General features: G+C 58.0%; 20 protein-coding genes and 2 pseudogenes. 4 read left to right on the plus strand and 18 right to left on the minus strand.

The genetic code is table 11. From position 1 onward, the window contains the following. Nucleotides 1-124 precede the first annotated feature (124 nt). Complete coding sequence (locus tag JFV26_RS34985) at nucleotides 125-988, minus strand: methyl-accepting chemotaxis protein (RefSeq protein WP_446739942.1); 864 nt, start codon at nucleotides 986-988, stop codon at nucleotides 125-127. Then, nucleotides 980-1,750, minus strand: a pseudogene (locus JFV26_RS34990) (MCP four helix bundle domain-containing protein); the annotation flags it as partial. The gene JFV26_RS34985 and the pseudogene JFV26_RS34990, both read right to left, overlap by 9 nt. Nucleotides 1,751-2,070: 320 nt before the next feature. Between JFV26_RS34990 and JFV26_RS19955 the strand changes: the two are divergent. Next, nucleotides 2,071-2,487 carry an OsmC family protein gene (locus JFV26_RS19955; protein WP_201194896.1) on the plus strand — a complete coding sequence of 139 codons (417 nt, stop codon included), beginning with the start codon at nucleotides 2,071-2,073 and terminating at the stop codon, nucleotides 2,485-2,487. 61 nt (nucleotides 2,488-2,548) lie between these two features. Next, complete coding sequence (locus JFV26_RS19960) at nucleotides 2,549-3,409, plus strand: pirin family protein (RefSeq protein WP_201194897.1); 861 nt, start codon at nucleotides 2,549-2,551, stop codon at nucleotides 3,407-3,409. Nucleotides 3,410-3,476: 67 nt separating this feature from the next. Here JFV26_RS19960 and JFV26_RS19965 read toward each other — a convergent pair whose 3' ends face one another. From JFV26_RS19965 to JFV26_RS19980, 4 genes and pseudogenes are all read right to left on the minus strand, one after another. Continuing rightward, the gene (locus JFV26_RS19965) at nucleotides 3,477-4,205 is read right to left on the minus strand and encodes a dienelactone hydrolase family protein (RefSeq protein WP_201194898.1); all 729 of its coding nucleotides are present in this window, start codon (nucleotides 4,203-4,205) and stop codon (nucleotides 3,477-3,479) included. A gap of 61 nt (nucleotides 4,206-4,266) precedes the next feature. After that, entirely contained in the window at nucleotides 4,267-6,171 is a 1,905-nt protein-coding gene (gene htpG / locus JFV26_RS19970; protein WP_201194899.1) for a molecular chaperone HtpG, read from the minus strand. A gap of 81 nt (nucleotides 6,172-6,252) precedes the next feature. Then, nucleotides 6,253-6,704, minus strand: a pseudogene (locus tag JFV26_RS19975) (PaaI family thioesterase). Continuing rightward, nucleotides 6,701-7,177: a PaaI family thioesterase gene (locus JFV26_RS19980; RefSeq protein WP_201194901.1), complete on the minus strand. Its 477-nt coding sequence runs from the start codon at nucleotides 7,175-7,177 to the stop codon at nucleotides 6,701-6,703. Before JFV26_RS19980 ends, JFV26_RS19975 begins: the two are co-directional and overlap by 4 nt. Nucleotides 7,178-7,335: 158 nt before the next feature. On the opposite strand from JFV26_RS19980, the gene JFV26_RS19985 reads away from it, so the two are divergent. Continuing rightward, a complete protein-coding gene (locus tag JFV26_RS19985; RefSeq protein ID WP_201194903.1) occupies nucleotides 7,336-7,593 on the plus strand; it encodes a hypothetical protein in 258 nt (85 codons plus the stop codon). 68 nt (nucleotides 7,594-7,661) lie between these two features. Here JFV26_RS19985 and JFV26_RS19990 read toward each other — a convergent pair whose 3' ends face one another. The 12 genes from JFV26_RS19990 to sdhC all read right to left on the minus strand — a co-directional run bounded on the left by JFV26_RS19990 (nucleotide 7,662) and on the right by sdhC (nucleotide 22,169). Then, nucleotides 7,662-8,063, minus strand: a complete 402-nt coding sequence (locus JFV26_RS19990) for an MAPEG family protein (protein ID WP_201194905.1) — start codon at nucleotides 8,061-8,063, stop codon at nucleotides 7,662-7,664. Continuing rightward, the gene (locus JFV26_RS19995) at nucleotides 8,063-8,800 is read right to left on the minus strand and encodes a DUF599 domain-containing protein (RefSeq protein WP_201194907.1); all 738 of its coding nucleotides are present in this window, start codon (nucleotides 8,798-8,800) and stop codon (nucleotides 8,063-8,065) included. The genes JFV26_RS19990 and JFV26_RS19995 overlap by 1 nt, the downstream gene beginning before the upstream one ends. A 263-nt stretch (nucleotides 8,801-9,063) precedes the next feature. Continuing rightward, the gene (gene brnQ / locus JFV26_RS20000) at nucleotides 9,064-10,377 is read right to left on the minus strand and encodes a branched-chain amino acid transport system II carrier protein (RefSeq protein WP_201194909.1); all 1,314 of its coding nucleotides are present in this window, start codon (nucleotides 10,375-10,377) and stop codon (nucleotides 9,064-9,066) included. A 408-nt stretch (nucleotides 10,378-10,785) separates the two neighbouring features. After that, entirely contained in the window at nucleotides 10,786-11,667 is an 882-nt protein-coding gene (gene sucD / locus JFV26_RS20005; protein WP_003210566.1) for a succinate--CoA ligase subunit alpha, read from the minus strand. After that, the gene (gene sucC / locus JFV26_RS20010; RefSeq protein WP_008148602.1) at nucleotides 11,667-12,833 is read right to left on the minus strand and encodes an ADP-forming succinate--CoA ligase subunit beta; all 1,167 of its coding nucleotides are present in this window, start codon (nucleotides 12,831-12,833) and stop codon (nucleotides 11,667-11,669) included. The genes sucD and sucC overlap by 1 nt, the downstream gene beginning before the upstream one ends. 200 nt (nucleotides 12,834-13,033) lie before the next feature. Beyond that, nucleotides 13,034-14,470 (minus strand): dihydrolipoyl dehydrogenase, encoded by a 1,437-nt coding sequence (gene lpdA, locus JFV26_RS20015; RefSeq protein ID WP_201194911.1) that lies wholly within the window; start codon nucleotides 14,468-14,470, stop codon nucleotides 13,034-13,036. Nucleotides 14,471-14,568: 98 nt separating this feature from the next. After that, a complete protein-coding gene (gene odhB / locus JFV26_RS20020) occupies nucleotides 14,569-15,789 on the minus strand; it encodes a 2-oxoglutarate dehydrogenase complex dihydrolipoyllysine-residue succinyltransferase (protein WP_201194913.1) in 1,221 nt (406 codons plus the stop codon). A gap of 42 nt (nucleotides 15,790-15,831) precedes the next feature. Next, on the minus strand, nucleotides 15,832-18,663 hold the full coding sequence (locus JFV26_RS20025; protein ID WP_201194915.1) for a 2-oxoglutarate dehydrogenase E1 component: 2,832 nt from the start codon (nucleotides 18,661-18,663) through the stop codon (nucleotides 15,832-15,834). A 262-nt stretch (nucleotides 18,664-18,925) separates the two neighbouring features. After that, nucleotides 18,926-19,630: a succinate dehydrogenase iron-sulfur subunit gene (locus JFV26_RS20030; protein WP_201194917.1), complete on the minus strand. Its 705-nt coding sequence runs from the start codon at nucleotides 19,628-19,630 to the stop codon at nucleotides 18,926-18,928. Nucleotides 19,631-19,641: 11 nt separating this feature from the next. Continuing rightward, a complete protein-coding gene (gene sdhA, locus JFV26_RS20035; protein WP_201194919.1) occupies nucleotides 19,642-21,417 on the minus strand; it encodes a succinate dehydrogenase flavoprotein subunit in 1,776 nt (591 codons plus the stop codon). 3 nt (nucleotides 21,418-21,420) lie between these two features. After that, the gene (gene sdhD / locus JFV26_RS20040; protein WP_123510546.1) at nucleotides 21,421-21,789 is read right to left on the minus strand and encodes a succinate dehydrogenase, hydrophobic membrane anchor protein; all 369 of its coding nucleotides are present in this window, start codon (nucleotides 21,787-21,789) and stop codon (nucleotides 21,421-21,423) included. Then, entirely contained in the window at nucleotides 21,783-22,169 is a 387-nt protein-coding gene (sdhC, locus tag JFV26_RS20045) for a succinate dehydrogenase, cytochrome b556 subunit (protein WP_201194921.1), read from the minus strand. The genes sdhD and sdhC overlap by 7 nt, the downstream gene beginning before the upstream one ends. Before the next feature lie 348 nt (nucleotides 22,170-22,517). Between sdhC and gltA the strand changes: the two genes are divergently transcribed. Then, nucleotides 22,518-23,807, plus strand: coding sequence for a citrate synthase (gene gltA, locus JFV26_RS20050; protein WP_201194923.1), 1,290 nt, complete (start codon nucleotides 22,518-22,520; stop codon nucleotides 23,805-23,807). Nucleotides 23,808-24,003 lie beyond the last annotated feature (196 nt).

Genomic DNA, 24,003 nt, shown 5'->3' on the forward strand with positions numbered 1-24,003 from the left:
AAAAGCCCCGCAAATGCGGGGCTTTTTTTTAAATCAAAAGATCGCAGCCTGCGGCAGCTCCTACATTGGAATGCGGTCTCCTGTAGGAGCTGCCGCAGGCTGCGATCTTTTGATCTTTCGCAAATCAGACCGAAAACCGCGCCACCATGGTGTTCAAATCCACCGCCAACCGCGACAACTCCTGACTCGCCGCACTGGTCTGGTTCGCCCCCGCCGAGGTCTGCAACGCCAGGTCACGGATATTCATCAGGTTGCGATCCACTTCCCGCGCGACTGCCGCCTGCTCCTCCGAGGCGCTGGCGATGACGATGTTGCGCTCGTTGATCAAGGTGAACGCCGAGGCAATCTCCTCCAGCGCAACGCCCGCTGCTTTCGCCACTTCCAGGGTCGAGCGCGCCCGGCTATTGCTCTGCTGCATCGAGCTGACGGCTGAGTCGGTGCCCTGCTGGATACCGCTGATCATCTGCTCGATTTCCTGGGTCGATTGCTGAGTCCGGTGGGCCAGCGCCCGCACTTCATCCGCCACCACGGCAAAACCGCGCCCGGCATTGCCGGCACGCGCCGCTTCAATCGCCGCGTTCAAGGCCAGCAGATTGGTCTGCTCGGCGATCGAGCGAATCACATCCAATACCTTGCTGATGCCGTAGACCTTCCGCGCCAGATCCTCGACCTGGGTCGCATTGGCGGTGACATCATCCGCCAGGGACTCAATCGACAGCACCGTCTGACGCACTTGTTCACGACCATGCTGGGCGATCCGGTCAGACTCCCGGGACGCTTGCGAGGTCGCTACAGCGTTGCTCGCCACCTCTTCCACCGCCGCCGTCATCTGATTGACCGCCGTGGCGGCCTGCTCGATCTCCAGGCTCTGCTGATGCAAGCCCCGGGTGGCGTCCTCAGTGACACAACTGAGTTCTTCCGAGGCCGACGCCAATTGGCTGGAGGAATCGGAAATCCGCCGAATAGTCTCCCGCAGGCTTTGCTGCATGCTCTTGAGCGCGTGCAACAGCCGCGCCGGTTCGTCTTTGCCGGTAATGCTGATGTCGCCGGTCAGATCGCCGCCCGCCACCACCTCAGCCACCCGCAACGACTGGGACAAGGGCAAGACGATGCTGCGGGTCAGCAGCAAGGCCAGGCCGATGGTCATCAGTGCCGCAATCGCGACCATCACCCCGACCCAGACCCGCGAACTACTGAATACCCGACGCGCCGCCTCGGTCGCCAGGTTGGCGTTATGTTTATTCAGCTCCACCAGGGTTTTGAGGGTGACAGCGATTTCATCGGCCAGCGGGCTCATCTCGCCATTGACGATGACCGCCGCAGCGTCGACCTGCCCTTGGGCAGACAGGGTCATCACCTGCCCCTGAAACTGCAGGTACCGTTGTTCAGACATTTTGAAGCGATCAAACAGCGAGCGCTCCTCCGGCAGCACGATCAGCGCGTTATAGCGCTGTTGCGCCTCGCCCAGCGTGCCTTTGAGCTCATTGAGTTTGCTGACATTCTGGGCCAGCGCCTGGGGATCGCGGTTAATCAGCAGGCGCATGGTCAGGGCACGCAGGCGCAGCATGTCCTGGCTCATCTCACCCACGGCCATCACGCTGGGCAACCAGTTGTTGTCGACCTGATCGGACTCGGCGCGCATGTTCGCCATCTGTTGCAGGGCGAACGCCCCCAACCCGAACACCATCAACGCCAGCAGGCCAAAACCCAGCCCCGCGCGCGGCGCAATATTGAGACTTCGGATACTCATTGCTCTGGTTCCTTCCAATTAGGCACTGCATATCCCTGCAGCGGGTTGCTTTAGACGGTATCGGCCCACAGAAATTTTGCGTAAGACCAAAACGTGATATCAAAACGCCTTGCTACTTCGATCATTGGGCGGTAACGGTTCAGCCGGGCAAAGCAAAATCAAAAGATCGTCCGAACGCGGCCCGAGCCTTCGGCAGCTCCTACGCGCCTGTGCGCTGCCAGGCTGCGATCTTTTTGGGAACGCGTCACAGCACGCATGCTCTATACCTTCAGGGTCCATTTTTGATCGAATGACTTTTCCTACTGCCGATGAGGTTTCCCATGACTGTTACCGTCAATACTGTTTCCAGCGAAGGCTTTCGTCACAGCGTCCAGATCGACGACCACGAACTGTTTGCCGATGTGCCCACCTCCGCCGGCGGCGAAGGCTCGGCGCCGGAGCCTCACGACTACTTCGACGCGGCGCTCGGTGCCTGCAAGGCCCTGACCCTGAAGCTGTACGCCAAGAAGAAGGACATCCCGCTGACCGGCGTTACGGTCGAGGTCAAACGCGACAACAGCGAGGAGCAGAAAGGCAAATACGCCCTGCACGTCAAACTGACCCTCAAGGGTGTACTCACTGACGCCCAGCGCGAAGAGCTGCACCGCGTGGCTGACCGTTGCCCGGTTCACAAACTGATGACCACCACCGAGGTCAGCATCGAGACCCACCTGTCCGAAGGCGCCTTCAGCCAATAGCGGCAAGGGCCGTGCAAGCGGGTTATGCTCCACGCATTACCCGCTCAGCCTGGAATGCAGCATGAACACTCCGCTCGTGATCAGCCCCCGCGCCGAAGATGTCGAAGGCCAACCGATTCTTCGCCCGTTGCCGTCAGCCAAATGCCGCAGCGTCGGGCCTTTCGTGTTTTTCGACCACATGCTCGAAACCCGTTATCCACCGGGCAAAGGCATGAACATCCGACAACACCCGCACATTGGTCTGTCGACCCTCACCTATTTGTTCCAGGGGCAGATCCAGCACAAGGACAGCCTCGGTTCCGATCAGGTGGTGGATACCGGCGACGTGAGCTGGATGACAGCGGGCAGCGCGATTGCCCACGTTGAACGCACCCCTGAGACGCTGAAAAATAGCGGCTTCACGATGCACGGCGTGCAGATCTGGCTCGCCTCGCCCAAAGATCATGAGCAAGGTCCGGGGCACTACAGCCATCACCCGGCGTCCACGCTACCGGTCAGCGATAACCTCGGCGTGAAGATCCGGATGATTGCCGGGACAGGCTTTTGCCTGGAATCGCCGGTACCGGTGCTTTCTCCTACGCTGTACGCCGAATTGAACCTGCAAACCGCGACGACATTGCTGATTCCGACCGAGCATGAAGAACGCGCACTGTATGTACTGGATGGCGAGGCGCAACTCGACGGCGAGCCGGTAGAACCGCATTCGCTGGTGGTGTTGCCGGTCGGGGAAGAGATGACGCTGTTTGCCGAGAGCGACTGCCACGCCGTGTTGTTCGGCGGTGCGCCGCTGGATGGGCCACGGCGGATCAACTGGAATTTTGTGGCGAGTGATCCGGCGGCCATTGACGAGGCTCGGCGGCGCTGGGCGGCCGGGGATTGGCCGACGGTGCCGGGGGAAAGTGAGCGGATCGAGTTGCCTTAGGGCAAAAATCAAAAGATCGTCCGAAGGCTCGGGCCGCGTTCGGACGATCTTTTGATCTTAAGGGCGATCAGCCCTTGAACACTTCATCCAGCAAGTTATGCATCGACACAAACGCCCGAGTGGCTGTTTTTGCGTCATACATCATCTTGCCCGGCACGTTTGCATGCGGATCGGTAAACGAGTGAACTGCGCCGCCGTAGCTCAGCAGTTGCCAATCCACGCCCGCCGCGTTCATTTCATCTTCAAACGCTGGCAATTGCTCTTTTGGCACCAGCGGATCGGACGCACCGTGCAGCACCAGCACCGAGCCCTTGATGTTTTTCGCATCGTTCACGTTCGGTGTATCCAGCGAGCCATGGAACGACACCGCGGCTTTCACCGGCGCACCGGCGCGAGCCAGTTCCAGCGCACAGCAACCGCCAAAGCAGAAACCGAAAGTCCCCAGCTTCGAGGTATCGACCGCCGCCTCGCCCTGAGCCTGCAATTGCTCGAACGCTGCCGCCATACGCTTGCGCAGCAAGGCGCGGTCATTCTTCAACGGCATCATCGCCGCGCCCGCCTCGTCGCCGTTCTGCGGACGAACCGACTGACCGTAAAGGTCAGCAAGCAACACCACATAACCCTTGGCCGCCACCGACTTGGCGATTTCTTCGGCGCCAGCGCTGACGCCCATCCAGTTCGGTGCCATCAACAGACCCGGACGAAGCCCTTTATGGTCGGCATCAAAGGCCAGACGGCTTTCGTAGGATTGGCCATCCAGTTGATAGACCACAGAACGCACAGTGACTTGGCTCATTTCAGACTCCTAAGACTCAAGAATAAAAAAACCCGCCGAAGCGGGTTTTTGTACAACTCAGTTAAACCGACAGTTCAACCAGCAGCTTGTTGAGACGACGCACGTAGGCCGCCGGGTCTTTCAAGCTGTCACCAGCCGCCAGGGCCGCCTGATCGAACAGGATGTGCGACAGGTCGCCAAAGCGCTCGTCACTCTGCTCAGCGTCAAGCTTCTCGATCAGCGGGTGAGCCGGGTTGAATTCGAAGATCGGCTTCGAATCCGGCACCTTCTGCCCGCTGGCTTCGAGGATCTGACGCATCTGCAAGCCCAGGTCCTGCTCGCCGATGGCCAGAATCGCCGGGGAATCGGTCAGACGGTGGGAAACCCGCACTTCAGCAACCGAGTCGCCCAGCGCAGTTTTCAAACGCTCAACCAGACCTTCTTTGGACTTGGCGACTTCTTCCGCGGCTTTCTTGTCCTCTTCCGAATCCAGGTTGCCGAGGTCCAGGTCACCGCGTGCCACGTCGACAAAAGTCTTGCCGTCGAAGTCGCTGAGGTAGCTCATCAGCCACTCGTCGATGCGATCGGTCAGCAGCAGCACTTCGATGCCTTTCTTGCGGAAGACTTCCAGGTGCGGGCTGTTTTTGACTTGTGCGTAGGTTTCGCCGGTCAGGTAGTAGATCTTGTCCTGACCGTCCTTGGCGCGTGCCAGGTAGTCAGCCAGACCGACCACTTGCTCGCCTTCATCACCATGGGTGGATGCAAAGCGCAGCAGGCCTGCGATTTTTTCTTTGTTGGCGAAATCTTCAGCCGGGCCTTCTTTCATGACCTGACCGAAGTTTTTCCAGAAGCCTTTGTATTGCTCAGGCTCGTTCTTCGCCAGTTTTTCCAGCATGTCGAGCACGCGCTTGGTCAGCGCCGACTTCATGGAATCGATGATCGGGTCTTTCTGCAGGATTTCCCGCGACACGTTCAGCGACAGGTCGTTGGAGTCGACCACGCCTTTGATGAAGCGCAGGTACAGCGGCAGGAACGACTCGGCCTGATCCATCACGAACACACGCTGCACGTACAGCTTCAGGCCTTTCGGCGCTTCACGCTGGTACAGGTCGAACGGAGCACGGGTCGGCACGTACAACAGCGAGGTGTATTCCAGCTTGCCTTCGACCTTGTTATGGGTCCAGCTCAGCGGGTTCTCGAAATCATGAGCGATGTGTTTGTAGAACTCCTGGTATTCCTCGTCCTTCACTTCAGTGCGAGGACGGGTCCACAGGGCGCTGGCGCGGTTGACGGTTTCCCATTCAACGGCCGGCTGCTCTTCGCCTTCGGCGGCTGCCACTTCTTTCGGCAACTCGATCGGCAGAGCGATGTGATCGGAGTACTTCTTGATGATGTTGCGCAGACGCCAGCCATCGGCGAACTCGTCTTCCGCAGCCTTAAGATGCAGGACGATGCGCGTGCCGCGCTCGGCTTTCTCAACGGTAGCGACTTCAAACTCGCCTTCACCCTTGGACGACCAGTGCACGCCTTCGCTGGCAGCATCACCGGCACGACGGCTGAACACGTCGACTTTGTCGGCGACGATGAATGCGGAGTAGAAGCCCACACCGAACTGACCGATCAGGTGCGAGTCTTTTTTCTGATCGCCGGACAGGTGCTTCATGAAGTCGGCAGTACCGGATTTGGCGATGGTCCCCAGGTGGGTAATCGCTTCTTCACGGCTCATGCCGATACCGTTGTCTTCGAGGGTGACGGTTTTGGCGTCCTTGTCGAAGCTCACACGGATTTTCAGTTCGGCGCCACCTTCCAGCAACTCAGGCTTGGACAGCGCTTCGAAACGTAACTTGTCGACAGCGTCAGAGGCGTTCGAGATCAATTCGCGAAGGAAGATTTCCTTGTTGGAATACAGCGAATGGATCATGAGGTGCAGCAGTTGCTTCACCTCGGTCTGGAAGCCCAGGGTTTCCTTTTGAGTTTCCACACTCATGGTCATCAAACTCCAATCAGATGGCAGTGGCCGCGACCTGAAGGGTCGGCGGCGGGTTGTCATCAGAGTTTGGGGCTGAGTTCAGGATTTCAAGGGCTCTTCGATTTTGAAATGCCCCGGGCCGTGGCAATCGGCTCGGCTTCGGTGGTTTGCCAGGCCGTTATGGCCACGTTGGCCACCCGCCGCCCCTGGCGGCAAACCTGGCAACGCGCCCACGTATCGCGAAATTGCCCGGCGCGCAGATAGTCGAGGGAAAAGTCGATGATCTTCGGTACACCGGGCGAGCCGGTGAAGATCAACAGGTGCAGCGCCGCCGCCAGTTCCATGAACCCGGCGATCACGCCGCCATGAATCGCCGGCAATAAAGGGTTACCAATGTTGTCCTTGTTGGCCGGCAGGCGGAACAGCAACTCATCCCCTACCCGCGAACACTCGACACCAATCAACTTGGCGTACGGGATCAGGTGCAGCAGCGAGGCGTAGTCCCCTCGCTCGTGAGCCTGTTGAAGTTGTTCCTTGAACGCGTCAGTCATTTCGCACCTCCGGCGATCGCGCCGCCAAAGCCTTTCGTGCCTTTGATGCCCTTGCCCATGCGCATGAAGGTGCCGACCACGTGGGCGATGGGGTGCTCGGGGTCGTCCTGGTAGGCAAAGCCGCGGGCAAAAATCACGTCAGTGGTCACCCGGTAGCACTGGGCGAAGCCGTAGACATCCTTATGCGGCTCGGCCGCGTGCATGTAGTCGATGCGCAAATCGAGGGTCGGGCAGACTTCGAATTCCGGCAACACGCACAGGGTGGACATGCCGCACGCGGTGTCCATCAACGACGTCAGGGCACCCCCATGAATGACACCGGTTTGCGGGTTTCCGACAATTTGCGGGCTGTAGGGCAGGATCACTGTCAGCCCTTCATTGCTTGCGCTGTGCACGCGTAGACCAAGTACCTGACAATGTCGCAGTGCCGATAGAAATCGTGTCGCGCGCTCAAAAACGGGGTTTTCGGCCATTTGATAAAAACTCTTCTTAGTATCCCGGTAAAGCATCAGGCATTCCGGGTAAAAGTTCCGTGCGATAAAAACTTATATATCTGTATGAAATGAGGAACTTATCGCTGTCGGCGGTGCTCGAAAGGCCAGTAGATATTTTCCATAAGGAGAAACACCCCATGCGTAAGACTTTAGCTATTGCCTTGATGTTGACCGCTTCCCTCGGTCTCGCTGCTTGCGATAAAAAATCCGAGGACAAAGCTCAAGATGCTAACCAACATGCTGAGCAAGCCCAGCAAAAAATGAACGAAGCTCAGGATAAAGTGAACGACGCGGCGAAAGAAAACGCCGAAGCCGCCAAAGATCAGGCTGAATCGAACAAAGCGGCAACCCAGGAGTCCGCTCCGGCCGCTCCTACCGAAGCACCTAAAAACTAAAACAGTTTTTAGCGTGATAAAAGAAAACCCGCCAAGTGCGGGTTTTCTTTTGCCTGTTATTTGCTGCGTTAGAGCAAAACGGTTTTAAAAGTCGGACTAATCATCAGCAATAACGAACAAACTAATCCGACGACCCACACCAGACTGCGCTGCCAGGCAAGATCCCCCCAATAGCACAGCAAATAGAGGATGCGCGCGATCACAAAGATGATCGCCAACGAATCGATCAGCCACCCTGCCGTCTGCGTGGTGTGCGCCATCAATACCCCCACCGCAAACAAGATGAAAGCTTCGATACTGTTCTGGTGAGCCGCCAACGCACGGGCACCGAAGCCGGTTAGTTGCGCCTGTTGCTGGCGTGGCAGGTGATTGTTGTAACCGCCCTGCTCCTTCATGGCCTTGGCCACGGGCATACGGGCCACGTAGATCAGCAAGGCACTGATAAACACACACCAGAACGGAATACTCATCAAGCGGCCTCTTTGTTGGCTTCGGGCAATGGCGCCTCTGTAGGGGTATAGACCATCACGTCGAGAACGTCGGAGTGAAACTCCCGGCGATACAACACCAGCACGACGCCGGTGCTCATCAACATGAATAGCCAGGGGCTGACGAACCAGGCCAGCATGGTCATGCCGAAGTAGTAAGAGCGCAGGCCAAAGTTGAACTGGTTGGCCGCCATCGAGATGACCCGCGCCGCGCGTGCTGCGAAGGCTTTACGCTCCTGCTCGGAAACATGCCGCTCGCCGATCATCGGTGCCGAGCCAACTAGCACGGCCGCGAAGTTGTACTGACGCATGCACCAACTGAAGGTGAAAAACGCATAGACAAACACCAGCGCCAGGCACAGCAACTTGATCTCCGACATGCCCTGAGAAGCCTGCTGGACCATGGGAATGTCTGCCAGCAACGACACGGCCCTTTCGGAGGCGCCGAGTACGGTGAGAATACCCGCCAGGATAATCAAGGTGCTGGAGGCGAAGAACGAGGCGTTGCGTTCCAGGTTGCCAATCACGCTGGCATCGGCGATGCGGTTGTCGCGCAGCAGCATACGGCGCATCCAGTCTTCCCGGTACAGGTGCAGCACACTGGCCAGGCACGCGGTGTCACGCCCCTTCCACGTCGCATAACGGGTGTAGCCGCCCCAGCAGATGACAAACCAGAGCGCGGCGAGAAGGTGGATCAGGTTGGCGTGGATGAACGACATGCAGGTCCTTGTGATGTAAGTGCGCGATACCGAAAACCTGTGGGAGCGAGCCTGCTCGCGAAAGCTGAGTGTCAAACAACATCAATGTTGATTGATAGGCCGCTTTCGCGAGCAGGCTCGCTCCCACATTTGGTTTTGTGCAGTGGTTCGACGTTAGTTGACGGAAAAAGACACTGCCTGACGCCCATAAAAAATGCCCCGTATCGATTGATACGGGGCATTTCTGTTTTGGCCTGTTGCCCGCTTGTGGCGAGCGATCAGGTTTAAGCCAGGGCTTCGTCGCGCTTGCCCAGCAGGCGGTCGCACACGGCCGCCACAACGAGCGTCATGACCGACGGCACCAGCCACGCCAGTCCTTGCGCGCTCAGCGGCAGGTGCGACAGCTGCGCCGGCATCCAGTCCGCCAGACCGGCGCCTTTAAGCGCGTCAATCATGCCGAAGATGAACGACACCAGCATCACCGGGCCGACGATGCGGCCCTGCTCACGCCAGAAGTCTTTGCAGAAGCTCAGGGCGACCAGGACGATGCACGGTGGGTAGATCGCGGTCAGCACCGGGATCGAGAACGCGATCAGCTTGGTGAGGCCCAGGTTGGACACAAACAGCGAGAACACCGCCAGGATGATGACCAGCGTCTTGTAGGACAGAGGCAACACCCGGCTGAAGTATTCGGCGCAGGCGCAAGTCAGACCGACCGCGGTCACCAGGCACGCCAGCGAGATCAACACCGCCAGGAAACCGCTGCCCAGCGAACCGAAAGTGTGTTGCACGTAGGCGTGCAGGACGGCCGCACCATTCGCGGCACCGGCGGCCACTTCATGGCTGCCCGAACCGAGGCGGAACAAGCTGACGTAAACCAGCGCCAGACCGACGCCGGCAATCAAACCGGCAATGATCGCGTAACGGGTGATCAACGCCGGCGACTCGACGCCACGGGAGCGGATCGCATTCACGATGACGATGCCGAACACCAGCGCGCCCAGGGTATCCATGGTCAGGTAACCATTGATGAAGCCTTGGGAGAACGGTGCCGCCACATATTCAGGTGTGGCCACGCCGATATCACCGGCCGGCAAGGCGAACGCGGCGATGCCCAGCACAGCCAGGGCGATGATCTTCAGCGGCGCGAGGAAACGTCCCACGGTATCCAGCAGGCGGCCCGGATAGAGCGAGATGAAGAACACCAGCAGGAAGTACACCGAGCTGTAGAGGAACAGCGCCAGCGGGCTCTCACCGGTCAGCGGCGCCAGGCCCACTTCGAAAGACACGGTGGCGGTGCGCGGCGTGGCGAACAGCGGGCCGACAGCGAGGTAGCACGCGGCGGCCAGCAGGCCACCTGCGACTTTACCGATCGGGCTGCTCAAGGCATCCATTGCCCCACCGACCTTGGCCAGGGCGACAACAGTGATGACCGGCAGACCGACGGCGGTGATCAGAAAGCCCAGCGCCGCCATCCAGACATGAGGCCCGGACTGCAAACCGACGATAGGCGGGAAGATGATGTTGCCGGCCCCGACAAACAGGGCAAACGTCATAAAACCAAGTGCCAGGATGTCCTGGCCTTTCAACACTTTCATTAAGGAAATACCACACTACTGAATCGGAATTTAGAGAGGGATTTCCCTTATGGGTGAGGGAAATGCTGTCGGTCTGTATAGGACCAACCCGTTTAGCGCGTAGCGACCTTGTGGGCTGCGGACGCAAAAATGGCTGCTAGCCTAACGAATTTGCATGACAAACGCACTGTTAGGGGGCGAAGTATCCGATACGCGACATTTCGATGTCGCGTTTACATATCTAAATTTCATCTAAAACAGCAAAGATCAAAAGATCGCAGCCTCCGGCAGCTCCTACATGGGATCGCATTCCAATGCAGGAGCTGCCGAAGGCTCGGGCCGCGTTCGGACGATCTTTTGATCTTCGGAAACAACAAAGGCCACCCGAAGGTGGCCTTTGTCTGGTGAAGCGTCAGCTAAGCGCGAGGCTTACTTGACAGCCCAGCCGGTCAGCTCGGACAAAGCCTTGCCGATGTCTGCCAGCGAACGCACGGTTTTAACGCCTGCGTCTTCCAGGGCAGCAAACTTCTCGTCTGCAGTGCCTTTGCCGCCAGAGATGATTGCGCCAGCATGGCCCATGCGCTTGCCTGCAGGGGCAGTCACACCAGCGATGTAGGAAACAACCGGCTTGGTCACGTGTGCCTTGATGTAGGCAGCCGCTTCTTCTTCAGCCGAACCGCCGATCTCACCGATCATGACGATCGCTTCGGTCTTCGGATCTTCCTGGAACAGTTTCAGGATGTCGATGAAGTTCGAACCCGGGATCGGGTCACCGCCGATGCCGACGCAAGTCGACTGACCGAAACCGGCGTCAGTAGTCTGCTTCACAGCTTCGTAGGTCAGGGTGCCGGAACGGGAAACGATACCGACCTTGCCTGGCAAGTGAATGTGACCTGGCATGATGCCGATCTTGCATTCGCCTGGAGTGATCACGCCTGGGCAGTTAGGACCGATCAGGACTACGCCCAGTTCGTCGCACTTGACCTTGGCATCCAGCATATCCAGGGTAGGAATGCCTTCAGTGATGCAAACGATCAGCTTGATGCCGCCGAATGCTGCTTCCAGGATGGAGTCTTTGCAGAAAGGAGCTGGAACGTAGATCACGCTGGCGGTGGCGCCAGTGGCAGCTACAGCGTCTTTCACGGTGTTGAACACTGGCAGGCCCAGGTGCTCGGTGCCGCCCTTGCCAGGAGTAACGCCACCCACCATCTTGGTGCCGTATTCGATGGCTTGCTGGGTGTGGAAACTACCTTGCGAACCGGTAATACCCTGGCAGATAACTTTGGTGTCTTTGTTGATCAGGACGCTCATTATTTGCCCTCCGCAGCTTTGACAACTTGTTGAGCAGCGTCGGTCAGGCTGGTAGCAGCGATGATGTTCAAACCGCTTTCTGCCAGTACTTTAGCGCCCAGCTCAGCGTTGTTGCCTTCAAGGCGAACAACAACCGGGATTTTCACGCCGACTTCTTTCACTGCACCGATGATGCCTTCGGCAATCATGTCGCAACGAACGATGCCGCCGAAGATGTTGACCAATACTGCAGCGACGTTAGTGTCGGACAGGATGATCTTGAACGCTTCGGTAACGCGTTCTTTGGTAGCACCGCCGCCCACGTCGAGGAAGTTGGCTGGTTTACCGCCATGCAGGTTGACGATGTCCATGGTACCCATGGCCAGGCCAGCACCGTTGACCATGCAACCGATGTTGCCTTCCAGTGCTACGTAGTTCAGTTCGAACTTGGCAGCGTGCGCTTCGCGCGGATCGTCTTGCGACGGATCGTGGAAAGTTTTCAGCTTAGGCTGACGGTACATGGCGTTGGCGTCGATGTTGATCTTGGCGTCGAGGCAATGCAGATCGCCGTCAGCCTTGATCACCAGCGGGTTCACTTCCAGCAGAGCCAGGTCGTGATCCTTGAACAGCTTGGCCAGACCTACGAAGATCTTGGCGAACTGAGCAACTTGCTTGCCTTCCAGACCCAGCTGGAATGCCAGCTCGCGACCCTGGAATGGCTGAGCGCCAACCAGTGGATCGATAGTGGCTTTCAGAATTTTTTCTGGAGTGTCGTGAGCGATTTTCTCGATGTCCACGCCACCTTCGGTGGAAGCCATGAACACGATGCGACGGCTCGAACGGTCAACGACAGCGCCCAGGTACAGCTCTTTAGCGATATCAGTGCACGATTCAACCAGGATCTTGGTGACTGGCTGACCATTGGCATCAGTCTGGTAAGTCACCAGACGCTTGCCCAACCACTGTTGAGCGAATGCTTTGGCGTCTTCTTTGCTGCGAACCAGCTTAACGCCGCCCGCTTTACCGCGACCACCTGCGTGAACCTGGGCTTTGACAACCCATTCGGTCCCGCCGATTTTGTCGCACGCTTCTGCTGCTGCTTCCGGGGTGTCTACGGCGAAACCCTGGGATACTGGCAGGCCGTATTCAGCGAACAGCTGCTTACCCTGATACTCGTGAAGATTCATGCTTATTACCGTCTTCGTTAGGTACTGCGCATTCGGTGCTGCACTCGATCAAGTGCCGCACCACCTGTGACTGCTGCTTGCGTAGGTGTTCCGGATAACCGGTGAGACTACGCAAGGCTGCGTCCGGCGGACATTCCGCGGTGAGTCTTGCACGCAAGGCTCACGACGGGCCTTCCGCCGTGGTTTCTTATTGTCTTGTCTTAACGCTTCTTGCGGTTGGCGATGTGAATGGCGCCGCCATTCACTGCCAGAGCAGCTTCGTGCAAGGCTTCGGACAGGGTCGGATGGGAGAAAACCATCATGCCCAGGTCTTCGGCACTGGTGCCGAATTCCATGCCGATTGCGCCCTGCTGAACCAGTTCTGCAGCGCTCGGGCCAATCACGTGGACGCCCAATACGCGGTCAGTCTTGGCATCGGCAATGACTTTCACGAAACCGCCGGTATCGTTGGCTGCCATGGCACGGCCACTGGCTGCGAACGGGAAAGTGCCGACGTTAACTTCAACGCCTTCAGCTTTCAAGGCTTGCTCGGTTTTACCAACCCACGCGATTTCCGGGTGAGTATAAATAACAGACGGGATCAGGTCATAGTTGATCTGGGCTTTGTGGCCCTTGATGCGCTCTACGACCATGATGCCTTCTTCGGACGCCTTGTGCGCCAGCATCATGCCGCGAACCACGTCACCGATTGCGAAAACGCCCGGAACGCTGGTTGCGCACTGGTCGTCAACGAAAACGAAGCCACGTTCGTCGATGTTCACACCGCTGTCAGCTGCCAGCAGCTCGGTGGTCACTGGACGGCGACCAACGGCAACAATCAGCTTGTCGAAGGTGATGCTCTGTTCGCCGTTGGCATCGGTGTAGTTCACAACGACTTCGTCGCCATTCACTTTGGAACCGGTGACGCGAGCGCCCAGCTTGATGTCCAGGCCTTGTTTGGTCAGGGTCTTGTAGGCTTCTTTGGAAACCGCTTCGTCAGCCGCTGGAAGGAACTTCTCCAGCGCTTCCAGAACCACGACTTCGGAGCCCAGACGGGACCATACCGAACCCAGTTCCAGACCGATCACGCCAGCGCCGATCACGCCCAGACGCTTAGGTACGGATTGGAATTCCAGCGCGCCCGTCGAATCGACGATCACGTTCTGGTCAACCGGAGCCGGTGGAATGTCGATCGGACGCGAACCCGACGCCAGAATCACGTTCTCGGCTTCGATGATTTCAACGGTACCGTCTGGCTTGGTCAGTTCAACTTTCTTGCCGGCCAGCAGTTTGCCGTGGCCTTGCAGGGAAGTAACGCCGTTAGCCTTGAACAGGGTTGCAACGCCAGAGGTCAGGCCTTTGACGATGTTGGCTTTACGGCCAACCATTGCAGCCACGTCCATGGTCACGCCAGCGTGATTGATACCGTGGATCGCGAAGCCTTCTTTGGCTTCCTTGTATTTCCAGGAGCTGTCCAGCAGCGCCTTGGATGGAATGCAGCCGACGTTCAGGCAAGTACCGCCCAGGGCCAGTTTGCCTTCCTTGTCGGTGTATTTCTCGATGCAGGCAGTGCTCAGACCCAGTTGCGCTGCTTTGATGGCAGCCACGTAGCCGCCAGGGCCCGCACCGATCACTACTACGTCAAATTTCTGCGACATTCAAAAATTCCTCTTTTGGCAACAAGCTTGAAGCCGCAAGCCTCAAGCCAAACTGCAATTTCTTGCAGCTTGAAGCTTGAAACCTGCGGCTGCTTCTATCAGATATCCAGCAGCAAACGAGCCGGGTCTTCCAGCAGGTTCTTGATGGTAACCAGGAAGGTCACAGCTTCTTTGCCATCGATCAGACGGTGATCGTAGGACAGAGCCAGGTACATCATCGGACGGATAACGACCTGACCGTTGATCGCCATAGGACGCTGCAGAATGTTGTGCATGCCCAGGATGGCCGCTTGCGGCGGGTTGACGATCGGGGTCGACATCATCGAACCGAAGGTACCACCGTTGGTGATGGTGAATGTACCACCGGTCATTTCGTCCATCGACAACTTGCCGTCACGCGCCTTCTTGCCGAAAGCGGCGATGCCGCCTTCGATTTCAGCCAGGCTCATCAGTTCGGCGTTACGCAGAACCGGTACAACCAGACCGCGGTCGCTGGAAACAGCAACACCAACGTCGGCGTAGCCGTGGTAAACGATGTCAGCACCGTCGATCGACGCATTGACAGCCGGGAAGCGTTTCAGCGCTTCGGTAGCTGCTTTGACGAAGAACGACATGAAGCCCAGGCGTACGCCGTTGTGGGACTTCTCGAACAGGTCCTTGTACTTCGAACGCAGGGCCATGACTTCGGTCATGTCGACTTCGTTGAAAGTGGTCAGCATCGCCATGTTCGACTGGGCTTCTACCAGACGCTTGGCAACGGTGGCCCGCACGCGGGTCATCGGTACGCGCTTCTCGATGCGGTCGCCAGCGGCGAACACAGGAGCAGCGGCAGCCGGGGCAGCCGCCTTGGCAGGTGCGGCAGCCGGTGCGGCTTTCTTGGCAGCAACAGCAGCGACTACGTCTTCCTTGGTCACACGACCGCCTTTGCCGGTGCCGGCAACGGAAGCGATGTTGATGCCGTTTTCTTCAGCCAGCTTGCGAGCAGCCGGTGCAGCAACAGGATCGTCTTCGCCGTCGGCAGCCGGAGCCGCAGCTTGTGCAGCGGCCGGAGCAGCGGCAGCCGCTGGCGCGGCAGCAGCGCCGCCCGCTTCGATAGAGCCCAGGACTTCGTCGGACAGAACGGTGTCGCCTTCGTTCTTGACGATAGCGCCCAGCACGCCGTCAGCGGTGGCCAATACTTCCAGTACCACTTTGTCGGTTTCGATATCGACGATCAGGTCATCACGCTTGACGGCGTCGCCTGGTTTTTTGTGCCAGGTGGCAACGGTGCCATCGGCAACCGATTCCGGGAAAGTGGGGGCTTTGATTTCGATAGCCATTATCTGTGGGTCCTTAAATTCGGTTTCAGGTGCGCGAAGGCGTTAAACAGTAAAGGCGTCTTGCAGCAGTTTTTCCTGCTGCTCAGCGTGCATCGATGCATAACCACAAGCAGGTGCAGCAGAAGCATCACGGCCGGCGTACTCGAGAACGAGCGCCTTGTTGTGATTGCCAACGATGCGGCGCATGTGGTGTTGGCTGCAGTACCAGGCACCCTGGTTCATCGGCTCTTCCTGACACCAAACGATATGTTTGAGGTTGGTATAAGGAGCCAGGACTTCGTTCAAGTCGTCCTCAGGGAATGGGTACAGCTGCTCGATACGCACGATGGCGATGTCATCACGACCTTCGGCACGACGCTTTTCCAGCAGGTCGTAGTAGACCTTGCCGCTACACAGAACAATGCGCTCGACCTTTTTCGGATCTTGAGCATCGATTTCCGGGATCACGGTCTGGAACGAACCTTCAGCCAGATCTTCCAGGGTCGAAATAGCCAGTTTGTGACGCAGCAGCGACTTCGGTGTCAGCACGATCAACGGCTTGCGCAGCGGGCGAATCACCTGACGACGCAGCAAGTGGTAGATCTGGGCCGGCGTAGTCGGCACGGCTACCTGAATGTTGTGCTCGGCGCACAGCTGCAGGTAACGCTCCAGACGAGCCGAAGAGTGCTCCGGACCCTGACCTTCATAACCGTGCGGCAACAGCATGGTCAGACCGCAGAGACGGCCCCACTTGTGCTCACCACTGGTGATGAACTGGTCGATAACCACCTGGGCACCGTTGGCGAAATCGCCGAACTGGGCTTCCCAGATCACCAGCGCCTCAGGCGTGGTGGTCGAGTAACCGTATTCGAACGCCAGTACGGCTTCTTCGGACAGGAACGAATCGTACAAGTCGAAACGTGGCTGACCTTTGTACAGGTTCTGCAGCGGAATGTAGCTGCCGGCATCTTTCTGGTTGTGCAACACCGCGTGGCGGTGCGAGAACGTACCGCGGCCGATGTCCTGGCCAGTCATGCGGATCGGGTGACCTTCGAACGCCAGGGTCGCGTACGCCATGGTTTCGGCGTAACCCCAGTTGATCGGCAGGCCGCCGACTTGCATCTTCTGACGGTCTTCGTAGATTTTCGAGACCTGGCGCTGAACCACGAAGCCTTCCGGGATTTCCAGCAGCTTGGCGGACAGTTCCTGCAAGGTTTTCAGATCGAAACGCGTGTCGTGTCGTGCAGTCCAGGCGTGGCCCAGGTACGGACGCCAGTCCACGAACAACTCTTTGTTCGGCTCTTTGACCAGGCTTTTCACAACATGCAGACCGTTGTCCAGCGCGTTGCGGTATTCGTCGATCTTGGCCTGTACGCGTGCATCATCCACCACACCGGCCTGGGTCAGGCGTTCGGCGTACAGCTCACGGGTGGTGCGCTGCTTGGTGATCTGCTGGTACATCAGAGGCTGGGTGCCGCTAGGCTCGTCAGCTTCGTTGTGGCCGCGACGACGGTAGCAAACCAGATCGATTACCACGTCACGCTTGAACTGCATGCGGTAGTCAATGGCCAGTTGGGTCACGAACAATACGGCTTCCGGATCGTCACCATTCACATGGAGGATCGGCGCCTGGATCATTTTCGCGACGTCGGTTGCGTACTCGGTGGAACGCGAGTCCAGCGGGTTGCTGATAGTGAAACCGACCTGGTTGTTGATCACGATGTGCACGGTGCCGCCGGTTTTGAAACCGCGGGTCTGCGACATCTGGAAGGTTTCCATCACCACACCCTGGCCGGCGAATGCCGCGTCACCGTGGATGGAGATCGGCAGAACCTTCTCGCCGGTAGGGTCGTTACGACGATCCTGACGGGCACGGACCGAACCCTCGACCACTGGAGAAACGATTTCCAGGTGGGACGGGTTGAAGGCCATGGCCAGGTGAACTTCACCGCCGGCGGTCATGACGTTGGACGAGAAGCCCTGGTGGTATTTAACGTCACCGGAACCCAGCTCGACCTTCTTCTTGCCTTCGAACTCGTCGAATAGATCACGCGGGTTCTTGCCGAAGGTGTTGACCAGCACGTTGAGACGGCCACGGTGGGCCATGCCGATAACGATTTCCTTGGTGCCGTAGGAACCGGAACGCTGGATCAGCTCGTCGAGCATCGGAATCAGGCTCTCGCCGCCTTCCAGACCGAAACGCTTGGTACCCGGGTATTTGGTGCCCAGGTATTTTTCCAGACCTTCGCCGGCAGTGACGCGTTCGAGCAAGTGGCTCTTGATGTCGGCGGAGTACGTCGGACGACCGCGCACGCTTTCCAGACGCTGCTGGAACCAGTGACGCTGCTCGGAATCGGTGATATGCGTGAATTCAGCGCCGATGGTGCGGCAATATGTCTGCTGCAACGCTTCGTGAATTTCGCGTAGGCTCGCCTCCTCTTTGCCGATGAACAGGTCGCCGGCACGGAAGGTCGTATCAAGATCGGCATTGGTCAAGCCGTAATGATTGATCGACAGGTCTGCAGGTGCAGGACGCTGCCACAGCCCCAGCGGGTCAAGCTGGGCTGCCTGGTGGCCACGCATACGGTAGGCCTGGATCAATCGCAGCACTTCAACTTGCTTCTTCTCGTGCTCACTGCTCACGCTGCCGGCGGAAACCGGTTGGGCGCGGCGCTGGTTCTTTGCCAGCAAGACGAAATGATCGCGAATTGTGGAGTGCGAAACATCGGTGGCAGTGTTGCCGTCAGCAGGCAACTTCTGAAAGTAGGTGCGCCACTCTTCTGGCACAGCGTTAGGGTCGTGCAGGTAGAGCTCATAGAGCTCTTCCACATAGGCAGCGTTACTACCGGATAGGTAGGCGCTGTTCCACATGCGCTGCATCACGCTTTCTTGCATGCTTGGTCACCCTCGGTTAGGGGAACACCACCGGCGTCGACACCGAGCAAACTTGCAGAAGTCCGAATGCAGCGACTAAAACAAGCCACTTAGGATCACGCTGATAGTCCGGGTACCAGCCCGGATGCCCCTGCTTGTCTCATTTCTTCAAAATAAGAGCCGCAGCTTTATGAGCTGCTGCTCAGGTTAAAACTACGGCGCCGGTTGAAGCCTGCGCCGTAGCATCTACAGGTACAGCGGTCCTGCGGGTACAGCAGCTGAATCACACGCCGCTTTGCAGCAACATGTTACGTACGTGACCGATGGCCTTAGTCGGGTTCAGGCCTTTCGGACAGACGTTGACGCAGTTCATGATCCCGCGGCAGCGGAATACGCTGAACGGGTCATCCAGCGAAGCCAGACGCTCGGCAGTCTTGGTGTCACGGCTGTCTGCCAGGAAGCGATACGCTTGCAGCAGAGCAGCTGGACCCAGGAACTTGTCCGGGTTCCACCAGAAGGACGGGCAAGAGGTCGAGCAGCAAGCGCACAGGATGCACTCGTACAGACCGTCGAGCTTTTCACGCTCTTCAGGGGTCTGCAGACGTTCGATGGCCGGAGCCGGCGTGTCGTTCTGCAGGAATGGCTTAACCTTCTCGTATTGCTTGTAGAAGATGCTCATATCGACGACCAGGTCACGGATAACCGGCAAACCAGGCAGAGGACGAACGATCAGCTTGTTACCTTTTACGACAGCGGACAGCGGCGTAACGCACGCCAGACCGTTTTTGCCGTTGATGTTCATGCCGTCGGAACCGCAAACACCTTCACGGCAAGAGCGACGATAGGAGAAACCCTCGTCCTGCTCTTTGATCAGGGCCAGCACGTCCAGCACCATCAGGTCTTTACCGTTGGTATTGACCTGGAATTCTTGCATGAACGGCGCAGCGTCCTGATCAGGGTTGTAGCGATAAACACTGACTTTCAACATGGCGGCCACCCTTAATAAGTCCGAATCATTGGTTCAAAGGTCGGGACTGTTTTTGGCGAGAAGTTCACGGCACGCTTGGCAACGCGCTTCTCACCCGGGAAATACAGGGTGTGACACAGCCAGTTAACGTCATCGCGCTCTTCGAAATCTTCACGGGCGTGAGCACCGCGGGACTCTTTGCGGATCTCTGCGGCGATGGCGGTAGCTTCGGCCACTTCCAGCAGGTTCTGCAGTTCCAGCGCTTCGATACGAGCGGTGTTGAACGCCTGGCTCTTGTCGTTGATCTTGACGTTGGCGATACGGCCACGCAGATCAGCCAGCTGAGCAATACCCTTCTGCATGTATTCGCCGGTACGGAATACACCAAAGTAGTTCTGCATGCAGCTTTGCAGTTCTTTACGCAGGGTGGCGACGTCTTCACCCTCGGTACGCGAGTTCAGGCCATCGAGACGTGCCAGGGCAGCGTCGATGTCGGACTGGCGTGGACGAGCGTAGTCGACGCCTTCCTTCAGGGTCTGCTCCAGGAACAGGCCGGCAGCACGACCGAATACCACCAGGTCGAGCAGCGAGTTGCCGCCCAGGCGGTTGGCACCGTGAACCGATACGCAAGCCACTTCGCCTACAGCGAACAGGCCCGGGATGATCTGGTCAACGCCTTCGGCGTCCTGCGTGATTGCCTGACCATGAATGTTGGTCGGCACGCCGCCCATCATATAGTGGCAGGTTGGAACGACCGGGATCGGCGACACGGCTGGATCGACGTGAGCGAAGGTCTTGGACAGCTCCATGATGCCTGGCAGGCGGCTGTGCAGAACTTCTTCACCGAGGTGATCGAGTTTCAGCATTACGTGGTCGCCATCCGGACCGCAACCGTTGCCGGCGATGATTTCTTTAACCATCGAGCGAGCAACCACGTCACGACCAGCCAGGTCTTTGGCGTTCGGAGCATAACGCTCCATGAAACGCTCGCCATGCTTGTTGATCAGGTAACCGCCTTCACCGCGGCAGCCTTCAGTCACCAGTACACCGGCGCCGGCAATGCCGGTCGGGTGGAACTGCCACATTTCAATGTCTTGTACCGGCACGCCAGCACGCAGAGCCATGCCGACGCCGTCACCGGTGTTGATCAGGGCATTGGTGGTGGACGAGTAGATACGGCCTGCACCGCCGGTCGCCAGGACGGTGGCGTTCGCGCGGACGTAAGAGGTTTCGCCGGTTTCGATGCAGATGACGATCATGCCGACAAAGGCACCGTCTTCGTTCTTCACCAGGTCGACGCCGTAGTATTCGTTGAGGAATACGGTGCCGGCCTTCAGGTTGGCCTGGTACAGGGTGTGCAGCAGTGCGTGACCGGTACGGTCGGCAGCAGCGCAGGTACGGGCAGCCTGGCCACCTTTACCGAAGTCTTTCGACTGACCGCCGAACGGACGCTGATAAATGCGGCCCTGTTCGGTACGGGAGAACGGCAAGCCCATGTGCTCGAGCTCGAAAACCGCTTCCGGGCCTACGGAACACATGTATTCGATAGCGTCCTGGTCACCGATATAGTCGGATCCCTTGACGGTATCGTACATGTGCCAGCGCCAGTCATCGTTCGGATCTGCCGAGGCGATGGCGCAGGTGATGCCACCCTGGGCGGATACGGTGTGCGAGCGAGTCGGGAAAACCTTGGTTACCACGGCAGTCTTGTGACCACCTTGTGCCAGTTGCAGCGCAGCGCGCATGCCAGCACCGCCGCCGCCAATAATAATGGCGTCGAACGAAAGCGTATTAACTGTAGTAGACATGAATCAGATACCCCAAAGAATCTGCACACCCCAGACGAAGTAGGCGAACATCGCAACGCCGCATACTGCCTGGAAGAGGAAACGTACTGCAGTCGCGGACTTGCCCAGCGCCATCGGCGTCAGGTAGTCGGTCGCGATGGTCCACATGCCAACCCAGGCGTGAGCGCCCAGGGCCACCAGGGCCAGCAGACTGAAGATACGCATCCCGTTGCTTGCAAACAGCTCATGCCATTGGGCGTAGCCAATGCCAGGGTGCGCTGCGAGGTATCCGATCAGGAAAATGAAATAAGCCGCGAGAACAACCGCAGACACACGCTGCGCCATCCAGTCATAGAGACCGGAACGCGACAGGTTCGTTACGCTGGTTACCATATCCAAACTCCCGCCAGAACGATCAGCACCGCAGACACGGCGATAATGATTTTCGAGCCCAGCTTGCCGCCTTCCAGCGTCTCACCGATGCCCATGTCCATGATCAGATGGCGCACGCCGGCTACCATGTGATACAGCAAGGCGGACAGGAGGCCCCATGCTACGAACTTGGCCAGCGGACTGGTCAAGCATGCCTTCACCTCGACAAAACCTTCCTCGGAACCCAGGGATTTGCCCAATGCATAAAGCATGATGCCAAGGCCCAGGAAGAGGATGATGCCGGAAACACGGTGAAGAAACGACGTAACGCCGGTGATGGGGAGTTTGATGGTCCTTAGGTCTAGGTTTACAGGTCGTTGGCTTTTCACGGCTTTTTTCACACTGAAGAGCCCCTAACAATCAGGGCAAAGTTGTTGGGGAGTGCACTGGTCAGGTAACCACCACCCAGGGATGCGACCCCCAATAAAGCAGGCCCAAAAGCCCCTGGCGGTCGGTGGCCGAGTATAGACAGTTAGGCTACTAATGACAACGCGTTCGCCTCCCCCTAATAGCTCATTGCACAAGTCGGATAAAAGGCGTAAATGGCAGGTAATTTCGAGGAAAAAGTCCGGTTAAAGCCTTCTGGAGCAAGACTTTAGGCAAATTGACATTCGAATTTATCTCACTATAGTGGTGCGGGCCCTGCGTGGGGGTCTGTCTGATGATTTCAAGCATAAATAGGAGGCCACATGGCTGACAAAAAAGCGCAGTTGATCATCGAGGGCGCAGCCCCCGTCGAGCTGCCCATTTTAACCGGCACCGTTGGTCCCGATGTAATTGATGTTCGGGGCCTGACGGCCACGGGCCGTTTCACCTTTGACCCTGGCTTCATGTCGACCGCCTCCTGCGAGTCGAAGATCACCTATATCGACGGCGACAACGGCATCCTGCTGCACCGCGGCTACCCGATCGAACAGCTGGCTGAAAAGTCGGACTACCTGGAAACCTGCTACCTGCTGCTTAACGGCGAATTGCCGACCGCAGAACAGAAGGCCCAGTTCGTCAGCACCGTGAAGAACCACACCATGGTTCACGAGCAGTTGAAGACCTTCTTCAACGGCTTCCGTCGCGACGCTCACCCAATGGCCGTCATGTGCGGTGTGGTCGGCGCCCTCTCGGCCTTCTACCACGACTCCCTGGACATCAATAACCCGCAGCATCGCGAAATCTCCGCGATCCGCCTGGTTGCCAAGATGCCGACCCTGGCAGCGATGGTTTACAAGTACTCCATGGGGCAACCCATGATGTACCCGCGCAACGACCTGACGTACGCGGAAAACTTCCTGCACATGATGTTCAACACCCCGTGCGAGATCAAACCGATCAGCCCGGTACTCGCCAAGGCCATGGACCGGATCTTCATCCTCCATGCCGACCACGAGCAAAACGCATCGACCTCTACCGTACGTCTGGCAGGTTCGTCGGGGGCCAACCCGTTCGCCTGTATCGCCGCCGGTATCGCTGCACTGTGGGGCCCTGCCCACGGCGGCGCGAACGAAGCTGTTCTGACCATGCTTGACGAAATTGGCGATGTGTCGAACATCGACAAGTACATCGCCAAGGCCAAGGACAAGAACGATCCGTTCAAACTGATGGGCTTCGGTCACCGGGTTTACAAAAACCGCGACCCACGCGCTACCGTCATGAAGAAGACTTGCGACGAAGTACTGAAAGAACTGGGCATCAAAAACGATCCGCAACTCGAACTGGCCATGCGCCTGGAAGAGATCGCCCTGACCGACCCGTACTTCATCGAACGCTCGCTGTACCCGAACGTCGACTTCTACTCGGGGATTATCCTCAAGGCGATCGGCATTCCAACCAGCATGTTCACCGTGATCTTCGCTTTGGCGCGGACCGTGGGCTGGATCTCCCACTGGAAAGAAATGCTCTCCAGCCCGTACAAGATTGGCCGTCCGCGCCAGCTATACACCGGCTACGAGTCGCGTGACATTACCAAGCTGGAAGACCGCAAATAAGATCTGTCTTGCGATAACGTCTTAAGTTGTACCGGGAACGGCCTCTATTTATATAGGGGCCGTTTTTGTTTGTGCTGTTTGTGTACATATCCGTTTTTCCGGTCACGGCGGCTGGCGGTTTCGCTCTTACAGCGAGTCACTTTGGAAAAGCCGGAATGCCGGCCCAGACCAAAGTAACCAAAGGGCTCCCGCCCCT

Source organism: Pseudomonas sp. TH31, assembly GCF_016650815.1.
In the GTDB taxonomy this organism is placed as follows: Bacteria; Pseudomonadota; Gammaproteobacteria; order Pseudomonadales; family Pseudomonadaceae; genus Aquipseudomonas.

What these genes read in the sequence shown, in the direction of transcription:
- JFV26_RS34985 (WP_446739942.1), bottom strand. Translation starts at nt 988, where the DNA reads ATGCAGCAAAGCCTGCGGGAGACTATTCGGCGGATTTCCGATTCCTCC.
- JFV26_RS19955 (WP_201194896.1), top strand. Translation starts at nt 2,071, where the DNA reads ATGACTGTTACCGTCAATACTGTTTCCAGCGAAGGCTTTCGTCACAGC.
- JFV26_RS19960 (WP_201194897.1), top strand. Translation starts at nt 2,549, where the DNA reads ATGAACACTCCGCTCGTGATCAGCCCCCGCGCCGAAGATGTCGAAGGC.
- JFV26_RS19965 (WP_201194898.1), bottom strand. Translation starts at nt 4,205, where the DNA reads ATGAGCCAAGTCACTGTGCGTTCTGTGGTCTATCAACTGGATGGCCAA.
- htpG (WP_201194899.1), bottom strand. Translation starts at nt 6,171, where the DNA reads ATGAGTGTGGAAACTCAAAAGGAAACCCTGGGCTTCCAGACCGAGGTG.
- JFV26_RS19980 (WP_201194901.1), bottom strand. Translation starts at nt 7,177, where the DNA reads ATGGCCGAAAACCCCGTTTTTGAGCGCGCGACACGATTTCTATCGGCA.
- JFV26_RS19985 (WP_201194903.1), top strand. Translation starts at nt 7,336, where the DNA reads ATGCGTAAGACTTTAGCTATTGCCTTGATGTTGACCGCTTCCCTCGGT.
- JFV26_RS19990 (WP_201194905.1), bottom strand. Translation starts at nt 8,063, where the DNA reads ATGAGTATTCCGTTCTGGTGTGTGTTTATCAGTGCCTTGCTGATCTAC.
- JFV26_RS19995 (WP_201194907.1), bottom strand. Translation starts at nt 8,800, where the DNA reads ATGTCGTTCATCCACGCCAACCTGATCCACCTTCTCGCCGCGCTCTGG.
- brnQ (WP_201194909.1), bottom strand. Translation starts at nt 10,377, where the DNA reads ATGAAAGTGTTGAAAGGCCAGGACATCCTGGCACTTGGTTTTATGACG.
- sucD (WP_003210566.1), bottom strand. Translation starts at nt 11,667, where the DNA reads ATGAGCGTCCTGATCAACAAAGACACCAAAGTTATCTGCCAGGGTATT.
- sucC (WP_008148602.1), bottom strand. Translation starts at nt 12,833, where the DNA reads ATGAATCTTCACGAGTATCAGGGTAAGCAGCTGTTCGCTGAATACGGC.
- lpdA (WP_201194911.1), bottom strand. Translation starts at nt 14,470, where the DNA reads ATGTCGCAGAAATTTGACGTAGTAGTGATCGGTGCGGGCCCTGGCGGC.
- odhB (WP_201194913.1), bottom strand. Translation starts at nt 15,789, where the DNA reads ATGGCTATCGAAATCAAAGCCCCCACTTTCCCGGAATCGGTTGCCGAT.
- JFV26_RS20025 (WP_201194915.1), bottom strand. Translation starts at nt 18,663, where the DNA reads ATGCAAGAAAGCGTGATGCAGCGCATGTGGAACAGCGCCTACCTATCC.
- JFV26_RS20030 (WP_201194917.1), bottom strand. Translation starts at nt 19,630, where the DNA reads ATGTTGAAAGTCAGTGTTTATCGCTACAACCCTGATCAGGACGCTGCG.
- sdhA (WP_201194919.1), bottom strand. Translation starts at nt 21,417, where the DNA reads ATGTCTACTACAGTTAATACGCTTTCGTTCGACGCCATTATTATTGGC.
- sdhD (WP_123510546.1), bottom strand. Translation starts at nt 21,789, where the DNA reads ATGGTAACCAGCGTAACGAACCTGTCGCGTTCCGGTCTCTATGACTGG.
- gltA (WP_201194923.1), top strand. Translation starts at nt 22,518, where the DNA reads ATGGCTGACAAAAAAGCGCAGTTGATCATCGAGGGCGCAGCCCCCGTC.